Origin of the sequence: Accumulibacter sp. (assembly GCF_029255285.1) — a bacterium.
Taxonomy (GTDB): Bacteria; Pseudomonadota; Gammaproteobacteria; order Burkholderiales; family Rhodocyclaceae; genus Accumulibacter.
Window position 1 is genome coordinate 79,558 of record NZ_JAPUVI010000098.1, and the last position, 18,993, is coordinate 98,550.

The 18,993-nt window shown below is 66.3% G+C and carries 13 protein-coding genes; 12 read left to right on the top strand and 1 reads right to left on the bottom strand.

Annotated features, from left to right (window positions below):
- Positions 1-172: 172 nt before the first annotated feature.
- The 4 genes from thrH to Q1M07_RS14305 all read left to right on the top strand — a co-directional run bounded on the left by thrH (position 173) and on the right by Q1M07_RS14305 (position 4,138).
- Complete coding sequence (gene thrH, locus Q1M07_RS14290; protein ID WP_300454588.1) at positions 173-802, top strand: bifunctional phosphoserine phosphatase/homoserine phosphotransferase ThrH; 630 nt, start codon at positions 173-175, stop codon at positions 800-802.
- On the top strand, positions 802-1,674 hold the full coding sequence (gene purU, locus Q1M07_RS14295) for a formyltetrahydrofolate deformylase (protein WP_300454589.1): 873 nt from the start codon (positions 802-804) through the stop codon (positions 1,672-1,674). The genes thrH and purU overlap by 1 nt, the downstream gene beginning before the upstream one ends.
- Positions 1,675-1,744: 70 nt before the next feature.
- On the top strand, positions 1,745-3,685 hold the full coding sequence (locus Q1M07_RS14300; protein ID WP_300454590.1) for an ATP-binding cassette domain-containing protein: 1,941 nt from the start codon (positions 1,745-1,747) through the stop codon (positions 3,683-3,685).
- 33 nt (positions 3,686-3,718) lie between these two features.
- Positions 3,719-4,138 carry a hemerythrin family protein gene (locus Q1M07_RS14305; RefSeq protein WP_300454591.1) on the top strand — a complete coding sequence of 140 codons (420 nt, stop codon included), beginning with the start codon at positions 3,719-3,721 and terminating at the stop codon, positions 4,136-4,138.
- 192 nt (positions 4,139-4,330) lie between these two features.
- On the opposite strand, the gene polA is transcribed toward Q1M07_RS14305, so the two are convergent.
- A complete protein-coding gene (polA, locus tag Q1M07_RS14310; RefSeq protein ID WP_300454592.1) occupies positions 4,331-7,093 on the bottom strand; it encodes a DNA polymerase I in 2,763 nt (920 codons plus the stop codon).
- Between the two features lie 302 nt (positions 7,094-7,395).
- On the opposite strand from polA, the gene Q1M07_RS14315 reads away from it, so the two are divergent.
- From Q1M07_RS14315 to Q1M07_RS14350, 8 genes are all read left to right on the top strand, one after another.
- Positions 7,396-7,623, top strand: coding sequence for a transcriptional regulator (locus tag Q1M07_RS14315; RefSeq protein WP_366984135.1), 228 nt, complete (start codon positions 7,396-7,398; stop codon positions 7,621-7,623).
- A gap of 719 nt (positions 7,624-8,342) precedes the next feature.
- A complete protein-coding gene (locus Q1M07_RS14320) occupies positions 8,343-8,957 on the top strand; it encodes a hypothetical protein (RefSeq protein WP_300454593.1) in 615 nt (204 codons plus the stop codon).
- A gap of 1,112 nt (positions 8,958-10,069) precedes the next feature.
- A complete protein-coding gene (locus Q1M07_RS14325) occupies positions 10,070-12,802 on the top strand; it encodes a calcium-binding protein (protein WP_300454594.1) in 2,733 nt (910 codons plus the stop codon).
- Positions 12,803-12,856: 54 nt separating this feature from the next.
- Positions 12,857-15,133 carry a type I secretion system permease/ATPase gene (locus Q1M07_RS14330; protein WP_300454595.1) on the top strand — a complete coding sequence of 759 codons (2,277 nt, stop codon included), beginning with the start codon at positions 12,857-12,859 and terminating at the stop codon, positions 15,131-15,133.
- Complete coding sequence (locus Q1M07_RS14335; RefSeq protein ID WP_300454596.1) at positions 15,130-16,563, top strand: HlyD family type I secretion periplasmic adaptor subunit; 1,434 nt, start codon at positions 15,130-15,132, stop codon at positions 16,561-16,563. The genes Q1M07_RS14330 and Q1M07_RS14335 overlap by 4 nt, the downstream gene beginning before the upstream one ends.
- Before the next feature lie 289 nt (positions 16,564-16,852).
- Positions 16,853-17,191: a DUF2782 domain-containing protein gene (locus Q1M07_RS14340; protein WP_300454597.1), complete on the top strand. Its 339-nt coding sequence runs from the start codon at positions 16,853-16,855 to the stop codon at positions 17,189-17,191.
- 51 nt (positions 17,192-17,242) lie between these two features.
- Positions 17,243-18,190 carry a homoserine kinase gene (locus Q1M07_RS14345; protein WP_300454598.1) on the top strand — a complete coding sequence of 316 codons (948 nt, stop codon included), beginning with the start codon at positions 17,243-17,245 and terminating at the stop codon, positions 18,188-18,190.
- 51 nt (positions 18,191-18,241) lie between these two features.
- Entirely contained in the window at positions 18,242-18,985 is a 744-nt protein-coding gene (locus Q1M07_RS14350) for a BPSS1780 family membrane protein (protein WP_300454599.1), read from the top strand.
- Positions 18,986-18,993: the final 8 nt, after the last annotated feature.

An 18,993-nucleotide genomic window follows, 5' to 3' on the forward strand; every position in this document is an offset into this window, starting at 1 on the left:
GCACTATATATCGCCGAGGCCGGCGTCTGGACATCCTCGCCAGCGCGCAAGTCGGGCCTTCTCGAACCGCTGGCCGCTCGTTCGCCGACCATCCTGTCGCTATCGAGGCCCCGGCGCAGGAGATTTGGTAGAATCGCCGCTTTAAGCCCAACACAGCTTCTGGGAGCCCGCCGTGCAAATCGTCTGCCTCGACCTCGAAGGCGTATTGGTCCCTGAAATCTGGATCGAGTTCGCCACGCGCACCGGCATCCCCGAGTTACGCCTGACCACGCGCGACGAACCGGATTACGACAAGCTGATGAAGTATCGCCTGCGCCTGCTGGCTGACAAGGGTCTCGGGCTGCGCGACATCCAGCAGGTCATCGCCGAGATGGGCCCGCTCGACGGTGCGCGCTCCTTTGTTGACGAACTGCGTGAAGCCTACCAGTTGATCATTCTGTCGGATACCTTCTACGAGTTCGCCCACCCGCTGATGCGGCAGCTTGGCTGGCCGACGCTGTTCTGCCACAGTCTGGTCACCGACGCTGACGGCCGACTGGTCAACTACCGACTGCGCATGCCCGATCAGAAGCGCGAGGCGGTGCGGCGATTGAAGGATCTGCAGTTTTCGGTCGTTGCGGCGGGCGATTCGTACAACGACACGGCCATGCTCTCCGAGGCCCACGCGGGCATACTCTTTCACCCGCCCGAGAACGTCAGTCGTGAGTTCCCGCAGTTTCCAGTGACCCACACCTATCCCGAACTGCGCGCGGCAATCGACCAGGCCTTTACTGCCCAACTGCGCCGGGCATCCGCCGGCTGATGCCAGTGCGACGCTTCTACACCTTGTCCGGATCCTGCCCGGATCAGGTCGGCATCATTGCGCGCGTCTCGGGCTTCATCGCTCAGCATCGCGGCTGGATCCTCGAATCGAGCTATCATGCCGACGACGGCAACGGTGACCGTGATGGCCGCTACTTCATGCGCATGGAAGTGCGAGCCGATTCCCTACCCTTCCACCTGGCTGAGTTCCGCGAGCGCTTTCGGCCACTCGCCGACGAACTGTCGATGACCTGGAAGATCAGTGATTCGGCGGTGAAACGGCGCGTCGTGATCATGGTCAGCAAGCAGGAGCATTGCCTCTACGATCTCCTTTCGCGCTGGCAATCCAAGGAACTCGATATCGAGATTTGCTGCGTCATCTCGAATCACGACTCCTTCAAGGCACTCGTGGAATGGCACGGCATCCCCTTCCACCACGTGCCGGTCAACCCGGACAACAAGCCAGCCGCCTACGCCGAGATCCGCCGCATCTACGACGAAGTCAAGGGTGACACGATGGTGCTCGCGCGCTACATGCAAATCCTGCCGCCCGACCTGTGCGACCGCTACCCCGGCCAGATGATCAACATTCACCATTCCTTTCTGCCGAGCTTCGTGGGTGCCCGCCCCTACCACCAGGCCTACCAGCGCGGCGTCAAGCTGATCGGCGCCACCTGCCACTACGTCACCAGTGAGCTGGATCAGGGACCGATCATCGAGCAGGACGTGATTCGCATCGACCACTCCGATTCGGTCGAAGACATGGTGCGCTACGGCAAGGACATCGAAAAGGCGGTTCTCGCGCGCGGCTTGCGTTACCACCTCGAAGACCGGGTGCTGGTGCACGCCAACAAGACCGTGATCTTCCGATGAAGCTCGACCGCGCCGCGCCCGAACACCGCCGCGCGGCCACCGCCGGTCGATCGGCCATAGTCGCCGCGGCATGATCACCCTGCAGGGCGTCACCCTGCGCCGTGGCGGCAAGGCCCTGCTGGATGGGGCATCAGTGACCGTCAACCCGGGCGAAAAGGCGGGCCTCGTGGGCCGTAACGGAGCCGGCAAGACGACCCTGTTCGCGCTGCTCGACGGCAGCCTGCACGAAGACGCCGGAGAGTTCTCGCGCCCCGCGCACTGGCGCCTGGCGCAGGTCACGCAGGAAATGCCGTCCAGCGCCGACAGCGCGACCGACTTCGTGCTCGGCGGCGATACAGCGCTGCTCGCCGCGCAGGCCGAGCTGCGCCTGGCCGAAGCCGCCGGCGACGGCGAGCGACTGGCGCACGCCTACATGGTTTTGCACGACGCCGGCGCACACGATGCGCAGGCGCGCGCGCAGACGCTGATCCTCGGCCTGGGTTTCAAACCGAGCGCCCTCGACCAACCGGTCGACAGCTTCTCGGGGGGCTGGCGAATGCGTCTGCAATTGGCGCGGGCGCTGATGTGCCCGTCCGATCTTCTGCTGCTCGACGAGCCGACCAATCACCTCGACCTCGACGCTCTGGTTTGGCTCGAGTCCTGGCTCAAACGCTACGCGGGCACCTTGCTGGTGATCAGCCACGATCGGGAGTTTCTCGACGCGGTCAGCACGGTGACGCTGCACCTGGAAAACGGCAAGCTGACGCGTTATGGCGGCAACTACAGCGCCTTCGAGGAACTGCGCGCCCAGCAACTGGAACTGCAGCAGAACGCGTATCAGAAGCAGCAGGAGAAAATCGCCCACCTGCAGAGTTTCATTGTTCGCTTCAAGGCCAAGGCCACCAAGGCCAGACAGGCGCAGAGCCGGATCAAGGCGCTGGAAAGAATCGAGCGCCTGGCGCCGATACTGACCAGCGCCGACTTCAGTTTCGAGTTCCGTGAACCGGCCAGCCTGCCCAACCCGATGCTGGTCATGGAAGACACCTCCTTCGGCTATCCGCCACCAGCGGACGCTCCGGCCGGTACGCCGCCGACCGTGATCGTCCGCCAAGTCAGGCGGTCGGTACTGGCCGGTCAGCGGATCGGTATCCTTGGCGCCAACGGCCAGGGCAAGTCGACGCTGGTCAAGACGATCGCGCGCGTCCTGACTTGCACCGCTGGCGTCATCCACGCGGGACGTGGCCTCAACATCGGCTACTTCGCGCAACAGGAACTGGACGTCCTGCGCCCGGCCGAAACCCCGCTCGAACACCTGCTGCGCCTGGCCAGGGAAGGCGCGGCGAACGGACAAAGCGACCGCGAGCAGGACTTGCGCACCTTCCTTGGCACGTTCAACTTCAGCGGCGAAATGGTCAAGCAGCCGGTCGGCACGATGAGCGGCGGCGAGAAGGCACGTCTCGTACTGTGTATGATCGTCTGGCAGCGTCCCAACCTGTTGCTGCTCGACGAACCCACCAACCATCTCGATCTCGCCACTCGTGAAGCGCTATCGATGGCGCTCAACGAATTCGAAGGAAGCGTCATGCTCGTCAGTCACGATCGGGCGCTCTTGCGCTCGGTATGCGACGAATTCTGGTTGGTGGCGCGTGGCGGCGTGGAGGACTTCGCCGGCGACCTCGACGACTACCAGCGCTACCTGCTCGACGAAGCCAGACGCAACCGCGAAAGCCTCAGAGAAACGACGAAGGGCGCCAGGCAGCCGGCGCGGTCGGACGCCGCCGGCGAAGGAAAAAAGACGCCCGGGAACCTCAAGGCACTGCAACGCGACCAAGGCAGGATCGAGCAGGATCTGCTCGAGTTGCAAAAGGAGCAGCACTCTCTCGAAGCCCGCTTGTCCACCGTGCTGTCGCCTCACGATCTGGCGGCGACCGGCAGGCGGCTGAAGCAGATTGCTGAAGAGCTGGCAACGCTCGAGGATCGCTGGCTGGCCCTCTCGGATCAAATCGACCTGGCGGGCCCGCTTTCGTCCTGACCGGCAAGCCGACGACCATGGATGGAGAAAGGAATGAAATTTGAGTTGGCCGAGTGGTCATCGAAAATCGAAGTCGGCTTGCCGACAATCGATGCGCAGCACCGGCAACTGTTTGAACTGGCCGCCACCTTCGCGGGCAACGGCGAACACATCAGGGTGCTGAAATCACTCGCGATGTTGACCGAATACGTCAAGGTGCATCTGCGCGAAGAAGAAGAGATGATGGCCGCCTGTCACTACCCCGGCCTGGAAGCACATAAGCGCCTGCACGCGGAGTTCCGCCGCATGCTCATCGAACTGCTCGAGAACGCCAAGCAGATGACGCTGGACGAGATCGCCGAGAAAGTCCACTTTCTGATCAACGGCTGGTTCTACAACCACATCCTGATCGCCGATTTCGCCTATGTGCCCAGCGTCAAAGCCGCTCGTGGTACCGCCGCGCAAGCCGAGTGAGAGGCCGGGGACAGTTTCCAAACGCGGCTCCACAATGCTGACTCGACCGCCCACTCGCCAGTCAGCACGCCGGCCGCGGACGTAACCCCGACGACGATTCAGCCTCTCCCCTTGCTTCCCCCGTGGCTGCGCGGTCGGAGCGCACCCGAAGCGCGCCGCAGGCCGGCGCGCGGCATTCCGCCATCGAAGGGCTCAATGCGCCTCGTCCCAATTGGCACCGACACCGACATCGACCACCAAAGGCACGCGCAATCCGGCGAACTCGGTCATCAGCCGGGGCAACGCGCTACGTACCGCCGGCAACTCGTCGTCCGGCACTTCGAGCACCAATTCGTCGTGCACCTGCAGCAAGAGGCGGCTGCGCCGGCACTCGGCGTCCAGCCAGCCTTGCACGGCAATCATCGCCGACTTGATCAGATCGGCCGCCGAACCCTGCATCGGGGCGTTGATCGCCGCCCGTTCGGCGCCCTGGCGGCGGCCAGCCTGACTCGAGCGAATTTCCGGCAGCCACAGCCGGCGGCCGAAAACCGTCTCGACGTAACCCCTGGCCTTGGCCGTCTCGCGCGTCGTCGCCATATAGCGCGCCACGCCGGGGTAACGGGCAAAATAGCGCTCGATGTAGGCTTGTGCGGCGCTGCGTTCGAGAGCCAGTTCGCGCGCCAGGCCGAAGGCGCTCATGCCGTAGATCAGTCCAAAGTTGATGACCTTGGCGACGCGCCGCTGGTCGGGACCGACCTCGTCGGGCCGGACGCCGAAGATCTCCGCCGCCGTCGCCCGATGCACGTCCTCGCCCTGCGCAAAGGCTTCGAGCAGACGTGGGTCCTGCGACAGGTGGGCCATGATCCGCAGTTCGATCTGCGAATAGTCGGCCGAGACGAGCGAACTGCCGGGCGGCGCGATGAAGGCGGCGCGGATGCGCCGGCCTTCGGCCGTGCGTACCGGAATGTTCTGCAGGTTCGGGTCGCTCGACGCCAATCGGCCGGTGACCGCCACCGCCTGCGCGTAGCTAGTGTGTACGCGCCCGGTGGCGCTGTTGACCATCTTGGGCAGTTTGTCGGTATAGGTGCCTTTGAGCTTGGCGAGTTGCCGGGATTCGAGCAGGATTTTCGGCAACGGGTAGTCGAGTGCCAGTTCGGAGAGCACCTCCTCGTCGGTCGACGGCGTTCCCGACGGCGTCTTCTTCTTCACCGGCAGGCCGAGCTTGTCGAACAGGATCTCCGCCAGTTGTTTCGGCGAGTTCACGTTGAACGGCTGGCCGGCGGCAGAGTGCGCAAGTTGCTCGAGTTCGAGCAGCCGCCTGCCGATTTCGTGACTCTGACGGTTCAGGCGTGCGCTGTCGATCAGCACCCCGTGACGCTCCATGCGGAACAAAATATCGCGCACCGGCATTTCGATCGCCTCATAAACACGCGCCAACCCGGTGTCCGAGCGGATCTGCGGATAAAGCACCGTGTGCAAACGCAGGCAGAGGTCGGCGTCTTCGGCCGCGTAGTCGGCGGCCTGGTCGATCGCCACCTGGTCGAAGCCGATCTGATTCGCCCCCTTGCCGCACAGCGTTTCGTAAGCGATGGTCGACAGGCCGAGGTGGCGCGCCGCCAATTGCCCGAGATCATGGCCGCGCGCGCCATCCTTGCCGGATTCGAGCACGTAGGATTGCAGCAGCGTATCGTGCCGGACACCGGCCAGCGCGATGCCGTGGTTGGCCAGGACGTGCTGATCGTATTTCAGGTGCTGACCGATCTTGGCGTGACCGGGCGATTCCAGCCACGGCTTCAGACGCGCCAGCACTGGGTCGCGCGGCAGTTGTACCGGCACTCCGGGGTAATCGTGCGCGAGCGGCAGATAGGCCGCCTCACCTGGCGCGACAGCGAGCGACAGGCCGACGATACGCGCCGCCAGCGGATCGAGACTGGTCGTTTCCGTATCGAGGGCGGTCAGCGCGGCCCCCTCGATCTTGCGCAGCCAGCCGTCGAAGGTTGGCCAATCGACGATCGTCTCGTAGGCCGCCCGGTGCGTGCCACCCGGCGGCACGCCCGAGTGGACGGCCGGCAAGCCGGCGCTCTCGGCCGCCATGGCAGGCCGCGCGCCAGCGGCCGACTCCGCGGCCTGCACGTCGCGCCGCCAGGATTGCATCTCGTAGCGCGTAAAGAGCTCGACCAGGCGCTCGCGGTCGACTGGACGAGGCGTCAGGTCGGTCAGCGCGAACGGCAACTCGAGATCGCAGCGCACGCTCAACAAGCGCTTCGCCAAAGGCAGGAAATCGAGCGACCGGCGAAGATTCTCGCCAACCACGCCAGCCATCGACGGCGCGGCGGCGATCAGCCCGTCGAGCGAGCCGTATTGGCTCAGCCACTTGACGGCGGTCTTCGGCCCCACCTTGTCGACCCCCGGAACGTTGTCGACCGCGTCCCCGACGAGCGCCAGATAGTCGACGATGCGCTCCGGCGGCACGCCGAACTTGGCGCATACGCCGGCCTCGTCTAGCGCCTCGTTGCTCATCGTATTGATCAACCTGACTCGCGGGCCGACGAGTTGCGCCAGATCCTTGTCGCCGGTAGACACCACCACCTCGACGCCGGCCGCCGCGGCCTGCCTGGCCAGCGTGCCGATGACGTCGTCGGCCTCGACGCCGTCGATGATCACCACGGGCCAACCGAGAGCCGCGATGGCGATGTTCAGCGGTTCGATCTGGCGCGCCATGTCGTCAGGCATCGGCGGCCGCTTGGCCTTGTACTCCGGATACCAGTCGTCGCGGAAGGTTCTTCCCTTGGCGTCGAAGACGCACGCCTTGTAAGCCACACTCGCCGCCTGGTAGTCGCTTTCCAGGCGGCGCAGCATGTTCAGGACGCCATGCAGCGCGCCGGTCGGCTCGCCCGTCGTCGTGCGCAGATCGGGTAGCGCATAGAAGGCACGGTAAAGATAGGACGATCCATCAACCAGCAGCAGAGTAGGCATCGGCAGGCAGGACAAGGAGGAAAGGAAACTTGCGCACCAGACCGCCGGGGCCCGGCCCGGCGCGGCCATGCCCTGGGTGCTGGCGAATCCCTGGCATTATGGCAGAGTTCGTCCCCCGACCACGCGTTGGCCGAGTGCCCATGGCGTCGATCATGACGTGGCCGCCTGCCGGGGCCAAGCTCACCAGCAGATCGGGAATGGCGTGACGTGGTCTAGAGCGCAGCAACATCGACAGGATTCTTGAGACTGCCCACGAGACGGCCGGCGGACGGCACCAGGCCGGCGTGAGGGATCAAAACACGATGCGGGAACTCGACCGCCTGCGCCTGCCGCCCGTGGCGCCCCTCGCGCCGGAGCAGATCGAGCCAATCCGCGAAGCCGCGCGGGTCAGCCAGGCGGTGTTCGCCCGCCTTCCGAACACCCGCCTTTCGACGGTGCGGAAGTGGAAAATCGGCCAGCAGCGGCCCACGGGCACGGCCCTCGAGCGCTTGCCCTTGGTGCAGGAGCGCGGCCAGGAAATCGTCGCCTGAAGCGACGTTGCGAAGGAGCGGCGCAAGTACCGTTTCGTCTTCGTTCGTCATGACCAACGAGGAAATCGAGCTTGACTCCTGCGGGATCGCGGACCTGCGCCGGCGCGAACCACGAGCCGCATCGACTTCCAACTCGGCGCGACCGGCCTACTTGTTGACCCCGATCAAAAGGGCCAGCCCGCACAGGGCGTAGAGTGCGCCGCAGTGCGCTGGAGGAGGTGGCGCACGCGACCGACGAGCGACCGAGGGGGGTAGGGTCGCCGGCCGGAGCCGAGCGGGAGAAGACCCGGTACGGCGCCCGGCACGGTCGGAACCTACGCCGCACGAAAGAACGCCATTGCGCCGTCTCGCCGACCGTTCGTCGACCCCGGCGCGGGGCGCGGAACGCGTCGAGGCAGCGGGAAGGAAGGCCGTGCAGTGAGCGGGGAAGTGCGGGGCAAATCGATCCGGGCCGGGGCAGGCGCGATGAGCGGCCCGACTCGCCGACCGGCGATGCCCGGCACCCGCCGTCGGCGCCGCGACGAGCGCCAGTCGCCTCAAAACCCCTCCCCACACCCGGTCATGGCGACGCGGACCACGCTCTCGCACCGCGCCCGCGCAAGCAAACCCATTGCCCGAACCGCGCCCGCCCGCCGCCCCTGGCCACCCCGTGCGCCTCGCCCGGCGACTTCTCCCGCCACCGGCGCCAGCCACCCACCCGCAGGAAGGCGGTCACACTCATGAACAACCCCTGGCAGGAACTCCGGGCATCGGCCCGATCGGCGAGTCGCCAGTCCGGAACCGACGGCCCGCTCAACGAACGTCCCGGCGCAGCGAGTGCGCTGGAAAGCGAACAGCGCGCGTTCTGGCAGCGATTTGCCTCGCTTGCCGCCGCTTCGCTCGCCGCCGCTCCTCGCGAGCCGCTCGCCGTCGACAAGGAAGTCCGCGTGGCGAGCGGCACCGACCCCGCCGACCCGTCCGCCGACCCGGCCGGCCAGGGACTCAAGACCGTCGACGGCTGGCTCGAAAGCGACGACGCCTTCCTCGTTCTCGACCGCGACGGCGACGGCCGGGTCGACCGTGTCGGCGCGCTGTCCGGCCAGATTCTGGCTTCCGACGGCTTGGCGTCGCCGGTTCGGGAAGAAGAGGTCGTCCGGCGCACGAGCGGCGAAGCCCGCGTCGTCGCCGCCATCGGCGGCGACCTCGGTGGCAATTTCCCCCCGGTCGACTGCCGGATCGACGTGCTGCTGCAGGCGATGGCCGCCTTCGCCCCGCCGCCCGCCGCGCAGAGCGGCCCGATGAGCGCCTGGCAGGACGCCTTTGCACCGGTGCTGGTGGCGGCGAATGGGCAGTAGGAAGGGGCCAATGCGTCGAGCCTTGGGGTGGTCGGGCTGGTGGCAGGCGGATCGGCGCCCGGTGCCGGGTTCGCCGGGTTCGCCGGTTGCGGTGGGTGGGATGGGAGACGCGCCGCTACGGATAGTTGCCCATCACAGCTCATCGGGGTGGCTGACGGGTAACGATGGGAAGGACGAATTGCCATGACGGAAACCGACCCCAGGCGTGCGGCCACAGATCGTGAGACCGTTAATTCAGGCAGCGTGAAGAAACCACGCTTTGACGCCAAGAGACGACGCCGGATACTCATCTGCGACCTGGGCCTCACCGCGGTGTACGTTTTTCTTCTACTGATTCCAGAACAAAGATGGGGCGCGAATCGGTATTCGTCGGTTTGATCATTGGGTTGGTCGGCTTTTTGGGGACCGCGATTCTGGAACGAAAAATAACGGAGGTAAGACAATGAGCATTAATTCCACGGCAAACCTTGCCGGGCAAATAATGGCGTACTACAGCACGCCATCTGATACGTCGACGGTTTTTCTTAAATTTGTCGCAACGAGATGCGCTGCACCTTTTGTGCCTTGGCTAATGCGGGTATGAAGGAGTATTTCCTGGGTGAGCTTATCTTGTTTTTCGCCTTCTGCGGCATGGTTTTCTTGTATGAGTGGGGAATAAGGAAGCCGTTTCCAGTGAACAAGGTCGGACGTTTGGCATTGACTATTGGTTTATTTATTGCGCTTTATTTCATAGGGGCAATGGTTTTGTTTGGATAGGAGACAAAACAATGGAAGCCGTAGGGAAGTTGGTCAAATTATTTTTTTCACCAAATACTTTTTATGTAAGACTATTTATTTGGTCGCCGGGACTGGGGGATTGTACTGTTGACTTTTCATGTCCACCAAACAATATCGGTGGGTATTGGTATAACGAGCAAGATGGAAAGTGGTATACAACGCCTCCAGCACCCGCTTATGGTTCTTGGGCATGGGGTGGTGCAGCAAGCGACGATCTACAGCGACAGTATTCAGAGTATCGAAATCAGATCATAGAACGAGGGAAAGCACGTGTTGATCCCGCCACTAACTCCACCTTCACCGCCTCCTCCCGCTTCACCCCGCGCCGCGACCCCTTGACCCTCGACCTCGACGGTGACGGTCTCGAAACCGTCGGTGCCTCCGCCACCAACCCGATCCTCTTCGACCACGACGGCGACGGCGTCAAGACCGGCACCGGCTGGGTCAGTTCCGACGACGGCTTCCTCGTCCTCGACCGCAACGGCAACGGCGTCATCGACTCCGGCCGCGAACTCTTCGGCGACTCGACGATCAAGAGCGACGGCAAAAGCGCCGCCGACGGTTTCGCCGCCCTTGCCGACCTCGACAGCAACGCCGACGGCAAGGTCAGCCGCCTCGACGCCCAGTTCGCCGGCCTGCGCGTCTGGCGCGACCTCAACCAGGACGGCATCAGCCAGAGCGGCGAGTTGTTCACGCTCAACGCGCTCGGCATCGCCTCGATCGACGTCGTCAAGACCGCCAACAGCCAGACGCTCGCCAACGGCAACCAGATCGCCGACCTCGGCACCTACACGCGCAGCGACGGCAGCGTCGGCACCACCGGCGCCGTCGCCGGCAACCTCGCCGACGTCAACCTGGCCGACGACACCTTCCATCGGGAATTCACCGACACCCTCGACACCAGCGCCGTCGCCACCCTGCCCGACATGCAAGGCAGCGGCGCCGTGCGCGACCTGCGCGAAGCCGCCAGCCTGTCGCCCGAACTCGCCGCCACCCTGCAGAGTCTGGTCAGCGCCGGCCGTCTGACGCGCGCCCAACTGCTCGGCAACCTCGACGCCCTGATCGACCAATGGGCCGAGAGCAGCGACTTCACCTCGTCTCTCGCCGCCGCGCAGGAGAAGGGCTATACCCTGCACTACCGGCTGCCCGGCATGGAAGACCACTTCGGGTCGGGCGAACTCCTGTCCCCCACCGAAGCGGCAGCGCTGCAGGCAAAAATCGCCCGGGTTGCCCGACTCGAACACCTGATCGAGGTTCTCGAAACCTTCAACGGCACCCACTTCGTCGACGTCCAGGACTTGGGTGTCATGCGCGGCAACGGACAATTCGTCAACACCCGGACCGAAACCGATCCCACCACGGGTCTGGTCGGAACGCACCTCTATCTTCAGCTCGCCGACCAGCAAGCCTCCTTGCTCGAACAAAGCTACGACGCTCTCAAGCAATCCATCTACGACGGACTCGTCGTGCAGACACGACTCGAATCCTACCTCGACGCCGTCACCCTGAGCATCGACGAAACCGGTATCCACGCCGACTTCACGGCGCTCGAAAGCCAGCTCGACGCCGAATACCTGGCCGACAAGCCGAACGCCTTCATCGACCGGCTCGAACTGATCAAGTACGCCGGCCAGGGTCTGCGCGCCATGGGCTGGAGCGGCGAACAGATTCTCGCCAACTGGATGGCGCAGGCCGAAGCGGATGGCGACTGGGAGGCGATCCGGACGGCGATGGGCTCGCACTTCACCGCGACGCCGGGGGCGGGCGACGACATCTATGTCGGGGTCAGCGGCCTCGACTACATCAACGGTCAAGCCGGCGACGACATTCTGCTCGTGGGTGGCGGCAACGACACGGCGTTCGGGTCGGACGGCAACGACACCCTCGACGGCGGCGCTGGCGACGACAGCCTGCTCGGCAACGACGGCAACGACATCCTGAGCGGCGGCGCCGGCAACGACAGCCTCGACGGCGGCGCCGGCAACGACACCTTGCGCTATCAGCGCGGCAACGGCATCGACCGCTTCGCCGACAGCGGCTGGAACAGCGGCGCCGACAACCGGGTACAGGTCGCCGACTACACGGCCGGCGAAGCGACGCTGTTCCGTTCCGCGAACCACCTCGAAGTGCAGTTCGGCGGCGGCGACACGATCAGCCTGGTTGACTACTTCTACCGCGTCCGCAACCAAAGCGACCAGATGGTCAGCCAGTTCAGCTTCGCCGACGGCCAGACGTACGGAGCGCAGCAACTGGTCGCGACGCTGGGCGTCCACCTGGGCGACGGCGCCACCAGCTTCACCGACTTCGGCCAATGGGACGACAAGGTCTACGCCGACGGCGGCAACGACACGGTTTACGGCAACGGCGGCAACGACACCCTCGACGGCGGCGCCGGCGACGACAGCTTGTACGGCAACGCCGGCAACGACATCCTGAGTGGCGGCGACGGCAACGACGTGCTCAACGGCGACGCCGGCAACGACGAGGCTTCCTACGCCTCCGCCACGGCCGGCGTCAGCGTCAGTCTGGCGGTCTCTACGGCGCAAGTCACCGGCGGTGCCGGCAGCGACACCCTGAGCGGCATCGAGAACCTCTCCGGCAGCGCCTTCGACGACACGCTGAGCGGCAACGGGCTGGCCAACGTCCTCGACGGCGGCGCCGGCAACGACGTCCTGAGCGGCGGTCTGGGCAACGACAGCTACCGCTTCGCGCGTGGCGGCGGCGCCGACATCGTCGTCGACAGCGACGCGACGGCCGGCAACACCGACCTCGCACTGTTCGCCGCCGGCATCGCGACCGACCAGCTCTGGTTCCGCCACGTCGGCAACGACCTGCAGGTCAGCGTCATCGGCACGACCGACTCGCTGACCATCCAGAACTGGTACACGGGCGCGTCGTCGCACGTCGAACAGTTCCGGACGGCCGACAACAAGCTCCTGCTCGACAGCCGGGTCGAAGCGCTGGTGCAGGCGATGGCCGCCTTCTCCCCGCCGGCGGCCGGACAGACGAGCCTGCCGCCGGCCTACCAGGACGCCCTGGCGCCGGTGCTGGCGGCCAACTGGCAGTAGGCGTGCCGCTTCGCCTCGCACTTCCCCGCCGGCCGGCGGGGGAGAGGATCGCTCATGCCTGAAGCGAGCCCGCCGCGCGATGCCGCCCGCCGTCCGGCGACGCCAGGCGCGCCGGACGGCGCACCGCCACCCGGCGCCGCGCCGGGGGCGCCCCGCCCGGCGGCGGCGCCCGAGGCCGGCGCCGGGCCCTCCGCCGCTGGCGCCCACGCCGCGCCGCCGCTCGACAGCGGCCTCGCCGGCCTTGTCATGCTGGCCCGCTTCCATCACGTCGCCGCCGACCCCGACCAGCTCGCGCACGACTTTCAGGAAGCCGGCCAGCCCTTCGCCGCTCCCCAGATCCTCCTCGCCGCCAAAGCCCTCGGCCTGCGCGCGCGGCTCGTGCGCAGCGACCTCTCGCGCCTCGACCGCACGCCGCTGCCGGCGCTGGCGCGCGCCGTCGACGGCCGCTTCTTCATCGTCGCGCGCGCCGACGCCGGGCAGGTTCTGATCCAGGATCCCGGGCTCGCGCGCCCGCAGATCCTCGGCCACGCCGACTTCGCCGCGCGCTGGAGCGGCGAACTGATCCTCTTCGCCTCGCGCGCCTCGCTGGCCGGCGAACTGGCGCGCTTCGACTTCACCTGGTTCATCCCGGCGGTCGTCAAATACCGCAAGCTGCTCGGCGAAGTGCTGCTCGTCTCCTTCGTCCTGCAGCTCTTCGCGCTCGTCACGCCGCTCTTCTTCCAGGTGGTGATGGACAAGGTGCTGGTGCACCGCGGGCTGACGACGCTCGACGTCATCGCCGGCGGCCTGCTGGTCGTCGTCGTCTTCGAGGTCGCCCTCTCCGCACTGCGGACCTATGTCTTCGCGCACACCACGAGCCGCATCGACGTCGAACTCGGCGCGCGCCTGTTCCGTCACCTGCTCAACCTGCCGCTCGCCTACTTCCAGGCGCGCCGGGTCGGCGACACCGTGGCGCGCGTGCGCGAACTCGAGAACATCCGCCAGTTTCTCACCGGCAACGCCATCACGCTGCTCCTCGACCTCGTCTTCTCGGTCGTCTTCATCGCCGTCATGCTGGCCTACAGCGGCTGGCTGACGCTCGTCGTCGTCGCCTCGCTGCCGTGCTACCTCGTCCTGTCGCTGGCCATCACGCCGCTCCTGCGCGCCCGGCTGAACGAGAAGTTCAACCGCGGCGCCGAAAACCAGGCTTTTCTGGTGGAGACGATCAACGGCCTCGACACGCTCAAGGCGATGGCCGTCGAACCGCAGATGACGCGCCGCTGGGAGAATCAGCAGGCGGCCTACGTCAGCGCCGGCTTCCGCTGCGCGACGCTCGGCACGCTGGCGCACGAAGGCGTTTCGCTGATCGGCAAGCTCGTCACCGTGGCGACGATGTGGCTCGGCGCGCGCCTGGTGATCGACGGCGAACTCACCGTCGGCCAGTTGATCGCCTTCAACATGCTGGCCGGCCGCGTCGCGACGCCGGTGATGCGCCTGGCGCAACTGTGGACGGACTTCCAGCAGACCGGCATTTCGGTGCAGCGCCTGGGCGACATCCTCAACGCCCGGCCGGAGATCGCGCGCGCCAACCGCAGCACGCTGCCGCCGCTCGCCGGGCGCATCGAGTTCGACCAGGTCGTCTTCCGCTACCGCCCGGATTCGCCGGAGATTCTGCGCGGCATCGATCTGACCATCGAAGCCGGCCAGGTGATCGGCCTCGTCGGCCGTTCGGGTTCGGGCAAGAGCACGCTCGCCAAGCTGGTGCAGCGGCTGTACGTCCCCGAGCGCGGCCGCGTGCTGATCGACGGCGTCGACCTGGCGCTCGCCGACACCGGCAGCCTGCGCCGGCAGATCGGCGTCGTGCTGCAGGAGAACATGCTGTTCAACCGCACGATCCGCGACAACATCGCACTCGCCGACCCCGGGCTGCCGATGCCGGCGGTGATCGCCGCCGCCAGGCTGGCCGGCGCGTACGATTTCATTCTCGAACTGCCGGAAGGCTACGATACGGTCGTCGGCGAACATGGCGCGACGCTCTCCGGCGGCCAGCGGCAGCGCATCGCGATCGCCCGGGCGCTGATCGGCAACCCGCGCATCCTGATTTTCGACGAAGCGACGAGCGCGCTCGACTACGAGTCGGAGCGCGTCATCCAGAACAACATGCAGGGCATCTGCCAGGGTCGGACGGTGCTCATCATCGCGCACCGGTTGAGCGCCGTGCGCGATGCGCACCGCATCGTGGTCATCGACCGCGGGCAGATCGCCGAACAGGGGACGCACGCCGAACTGCTGGCGCACGAGGCGGGGCACTACGCCCGGCTGCATCGGCTGCAGCAGGGGGCGGCGCGATGAGCCGGCCGCGCACGCCACGGCTGGCCGCGGCGCTCGATCTCGGGCGGCGTTACGCCGCCGTTTTCGGACAGTCCTGGCGCGAGCGGAAGCGTCTCGACGACCCGCCGCGCCTGCCGCACGAGACGCAGTTCCTGCCGGCGGCGCTCGAGCTGCAGGAGACGCCGGTCTCGCCGGCGCCGCGCGCGGCCATGTGGCTGCTCGTCGCTTTTGCCGCGATCGCCGTGCTGTGGGCGGTTTTCGGGCAGATCGACATCGTCGCCACGGCGCGCGGCCGCATCGTCCCGAGCGACCGGAGCAAGACGATCCAGCCTTTCGAGACGGCGACCGTGAAGGCGATCCGGGTGAGCGACGGGCAGCCGGTGAAGACCGGCGAGGTGCTGCTCGAACTCGACGCGACGAGTGCCGAAGCCGACCGCGCGCGTTTCGCCAACGACCGCATCAGCGCGCTCGCGCAGGGCGCCCGGGCGCGTGCGCTGCTGGCGGCGATCGACGCCGGCCTGCCGCCGGTGCTCGAGCGGCTGCCGGACGTTCCGGCCGAGCGCCAGGCGCAGGAGCAGCGTATTCTCGACGGCCAGTACGGCGAGTACCAGGCCAGGCGGCGGCGTATCGACGCCGACCTCGAGCGCCGCCAGGCGGAACTGGGCTCGACGCAGGAGATCGTGGGCAAGCTGGAGCAGACGGTGCCCATCGCCCGCCAGCGGGCGCTGGATTTTCGCGATCTGGTGGACAAGGAGTTCATCTCGAAGCACGGCTACCTGGAGAAGGAGCAGGTACGCATCGAGCAGGAGGGCGATCTGGCGACGCAGCGCAGCCGGCTCAGGGAACTGACGGCGGCGATCGCCGAGGTCCGGGGGCAGCGTGCGGCGCTGATCGCCGAAACGCGGCGGCTGGCGCTCGACACCCTGAACGAGGCGGAACAGAAGGCCAGCACCTTCGGCCAGGAACTGATCAAGGCGGAGTCGCGCGGCCGTCTGCTGACGCTGACGGCACCAGTGGACGGAACGGTGCAGCAACTGGCGGTGCCTACCGTCGGCGGCGTCGTGACGCCGGCGCAGGCGCTGATGGTGATCGTTCCGGTCGACAATCCGCTCGAAGTCGAAGCCTTCATCGAGAACAAGGACGTCGGCTTCGTCGATGCCGGGCAGGAGGCGGTGGTGAAGATCGAGACCTTCCCTTTTACCCGCCACGGGACGGTTCCGGGGCGGGTGACGCATGTCTCGGGCGACGCGATCAACGACGAGAAGAGGGGGCTGATCTACTCGGCACGCGTGCTACTCGGCCGCACGACGATGCCGGTCGAGGGCAAGGTCGTCCAGTTGTCGCCGGGCATGGCGGTCACCGTCGAGGTGAAAACCGGCCGGCGGCGGGTCATCGAGTACTTTCTCAGTCCGCTGCTGCAGCACGCCGACGAGAGCCTGCGCGAACGCTGAGCCAGGGCGATGGCTGCTTCCGGAGCTGCGGGGAGGCCGCGGGACTCGCCGGCAAGGCGCTGGCTCGCGAACGCCGACAGGGCGGTCAAGTGGTGCTGGATGAAAGCTTTCCTGTACTCGCTGCATCTCGCCAACAGGAAGCGGAACGGGGCAAGACCTGGAGCGCGGCAAGCTCTCGACGACCAAGACATTCACGCGATTGCCCTGCGAACAAAGCCTGTCGCGCAATCTGTACTACAATCGGCATTGCTTGATGCCATTCTCCGATCGACCACCTGGAAGCTTTCCCATGCGCCGCACGCCAGCCCTGTTCGCCGTCCTCGCCTTTACCGCTGCCGCGGCTGTCGCACAGAACCAGGATCTGCAGGCCCTGCCGGCTGTCCCGCCGCCGCCACCGGAAATGGCACCCTTCGACGCGGCACTCGAACCCGAGGTGACGATCAGGAAACGCGACAGCGACACGGTCGAGGAACACCGCATCAACGGCCGGCTTTACCGCATCAAGGTGATCCCGGCGGACGGCATCCCCTACTGGCTGATCGACCGTCAAGGAGACGGCAACTTCAGCCAGGAAACCATGGGTGGCCATGACGTGAGCGTGCCGCAGTGGGTCATCGGTACCTTCTGAGCCTGGCCACGGAGCGCGCGAACCCCGGCCGGCGAGCTCTGCCGAAGCGTCGTGTCGGTTTTTACCTCGCTTAGTGCCGAGCAGGCGAGCGCCTGCCTGGCGGGCTATGCGCTGGGGACGCTGCAGTCGCTCGAAGAGATCGCGGAGGGCGTGCAGAACTCGAACTTTTACCTCACCACGACCCAGGGCGACTACGTGCTGACGATCTTCGAAGTCGTCGACCGTCTGGCGATTCCGTTTTATGTCGGGCTGATGGCGCACCTGGCCGAGCGCGCCATCCCGTGTCCGGCCCCGGTCGCGACTGTCCACGACGGGTATCTCACCGAACTCGGTGGCAAACCGGCGGTGATCGTCCAGCGGCTGCCCGGACGCTCGGAAAGTGCGCCGGACCTGGCGCAATGCGCGGCCATCGGCCGCCTCCTGGCCGACCTCCATCTGGCCGCGCAGTCGTACCCGAATCCCTTGCCACACCAACGCGATACGGCCTGGTGCGCGGGCGTCGCGGCGCAGATCGAGTCGCAGCTCGCGGCAGACGATGCGCAATTGCTGCGCGACGAACTCGCTCATCAGCAGGCCAGCCGACCGCCGGACCTGCCACGTGGCGTGATCCACGCCGACCTCTTCCGCGACAACGTGCTGTTCGTCGGCCATCGCGTCAGCGGCCTGCTCGATTTCTACTTCGCGGGGGTAGACGACCTGCTGTTCGACCTCGCCGTCACGGTGAACGACTGGTGCACTTCGGCCGATGGCGAATTGGACGAGGCACGCAGCGCCGCCTTGCTTGCCGCCTACGACGCACGCCGGCCGCTCGACCGCCGCGAGCGCCTGGCGTGGCCGACGATGTTGCGCGCCGCCGCCTTACGTTTCTGGCTGTCGCGACTGTACGACCGTCATCTGCCACGACCCGGCAAACTGGTCGTGGCGCGAGAACCGGCGACCTACCGGGCCATCCTGCTCGCCCGTCGCGCCGCCGACCCCGCTCCTGCCCGGCTTGCCTGACGATGCCAGGGCGGCTAGCATCCACATCCTTACCACCACCTCGGCACGGCCATGGACAACGAACACTTCCCGATTCCCGCTCCCGTCTTCAACGGCGCCAGCCGTCGCGTCGACATCGCCGACTCGTTCGACTGGCTCAAACAGGGCTGGACGATCTTCATCTCCAATCCCGGTGCCTGGATTGCGATGATGGTGATCGTCATCGTACTCTTCATCGGTCTGGCGATCGTCCCCCTGATCGGTCAGCTCGCCGCGCATCTGCTGATGCCGGTACTCGGCGCCGGCATGCTGGTCGCCTGCCGGAAGGTGGCCAACGCCGAGCCGCTGGAAATCGGCGACCTGTTCGCCGGTTTCCAGCGCAACACCGGCCCGCTGATGATGCTCGGCGTACTCTACATGCTGGGCATGCTGGTGGTCGGCCTGCTGGTGGTCGTGTTCGGCGGCGGCAGCGTGGCCGGTGGCCTGCTGATGGGCAATCCGGCCGGCGCCGGCCTGGCGGTCGGCGGCATGCTGGTGGCCGCGACGCTCTGGCTGGCGCTGTCGATACCGATCGCCATGGCGATCTGGTTTGCACCGGCGCTGGTGATGTTCAACAACCTGGCGCCGGTCGACGCGCTGAAGGCGAGCTTCAACGCCTGCCTCAGGAACTTGGTCGTGTTTCTGGTGTTCGGACTGATCGTCATGGTGCTCGCTTTTTTTGCCGCGCTACCTTTCGGCCTCGGTTTTCTGGTCCTCGGGCCCGTGCTGGCCGGCGCCGTCTATGCGTCTTATCGCGACATCTTCGTCGCCGCCTGAACACTCTC

Bases quoted from the DNA above. Each gene is read 5' to 3' on its own strand.
- Q1M07_RS14305 (WP_300454591.1), top strand. From the start codon at position 3,719: ATGAAATTTGAGTTGGCCGAGTGGTCATCGAAAATCGAAGTCGGCTTG.
- Q1M07_RS14315 (WP_366984135.1), top strand. From the start codon at position 7,396: ATGCGGGAACTCGACCGCCTGCGCCTGCCGCCCGTGGCGCCCCTCGCG.
- polA (WP_300454592.1), bottom strand. From the start codon at position 7,093: ATGCCTACTCTGCTGCTGGTTGATGGATCGTCCTATCTTTACCGTGCC.
- Q1M07_RS14300 (WP_300454590.1), top strand. From the start codon at position 1,745: ATGATCACCCTGCAGGGCGTCACCCTGCGCCGTGGCGGCAAGGCCCTG.
- Q1M07_RS14330 (WP_300454595.1), top strand. From the start codon at position 12,857: ATGCCTGAAGCGAGCCCGCCGCGCGATGCCGCCCGCCGTCCGGCGACG.
- Q1M07_RS14350 (WP_300454599.1), top strand. From the start codon at position 18,242: ATGGACAACGAACACTTCCCGATTCCCGCTCCCGTCTTCAACGGCGCC.
- Q1M07_RS14320 (WP_300454593.1), top strand. From the start codon at position 8,343: ATGAACAACCCCTGGCAGGAACTCCGGGCATCGGCCCGATCGGCGAGT.
- Q1M07_RS14340 (WP_300454597.1), top strand. From the start codon at position 16,853: ATGCGCCGCACGCCAGCCCTGTTCGCCGTCCTCGCCTTTACCGCTGCC.
- purU (WP_300454589.1), top strand. From the start codon at position 802: ATGCCAGTGCGACGCTTCTACACCTTGTCCGGATCCTGCCCGGATCAG.
- Q1M07_RS14335 (WP_300454596.1), top strand. From the start codon at position 15,130: ATGAGCCGGCCGCGCACGCCACGGCTGGCCGCGGCGCTCGATCTCGGG.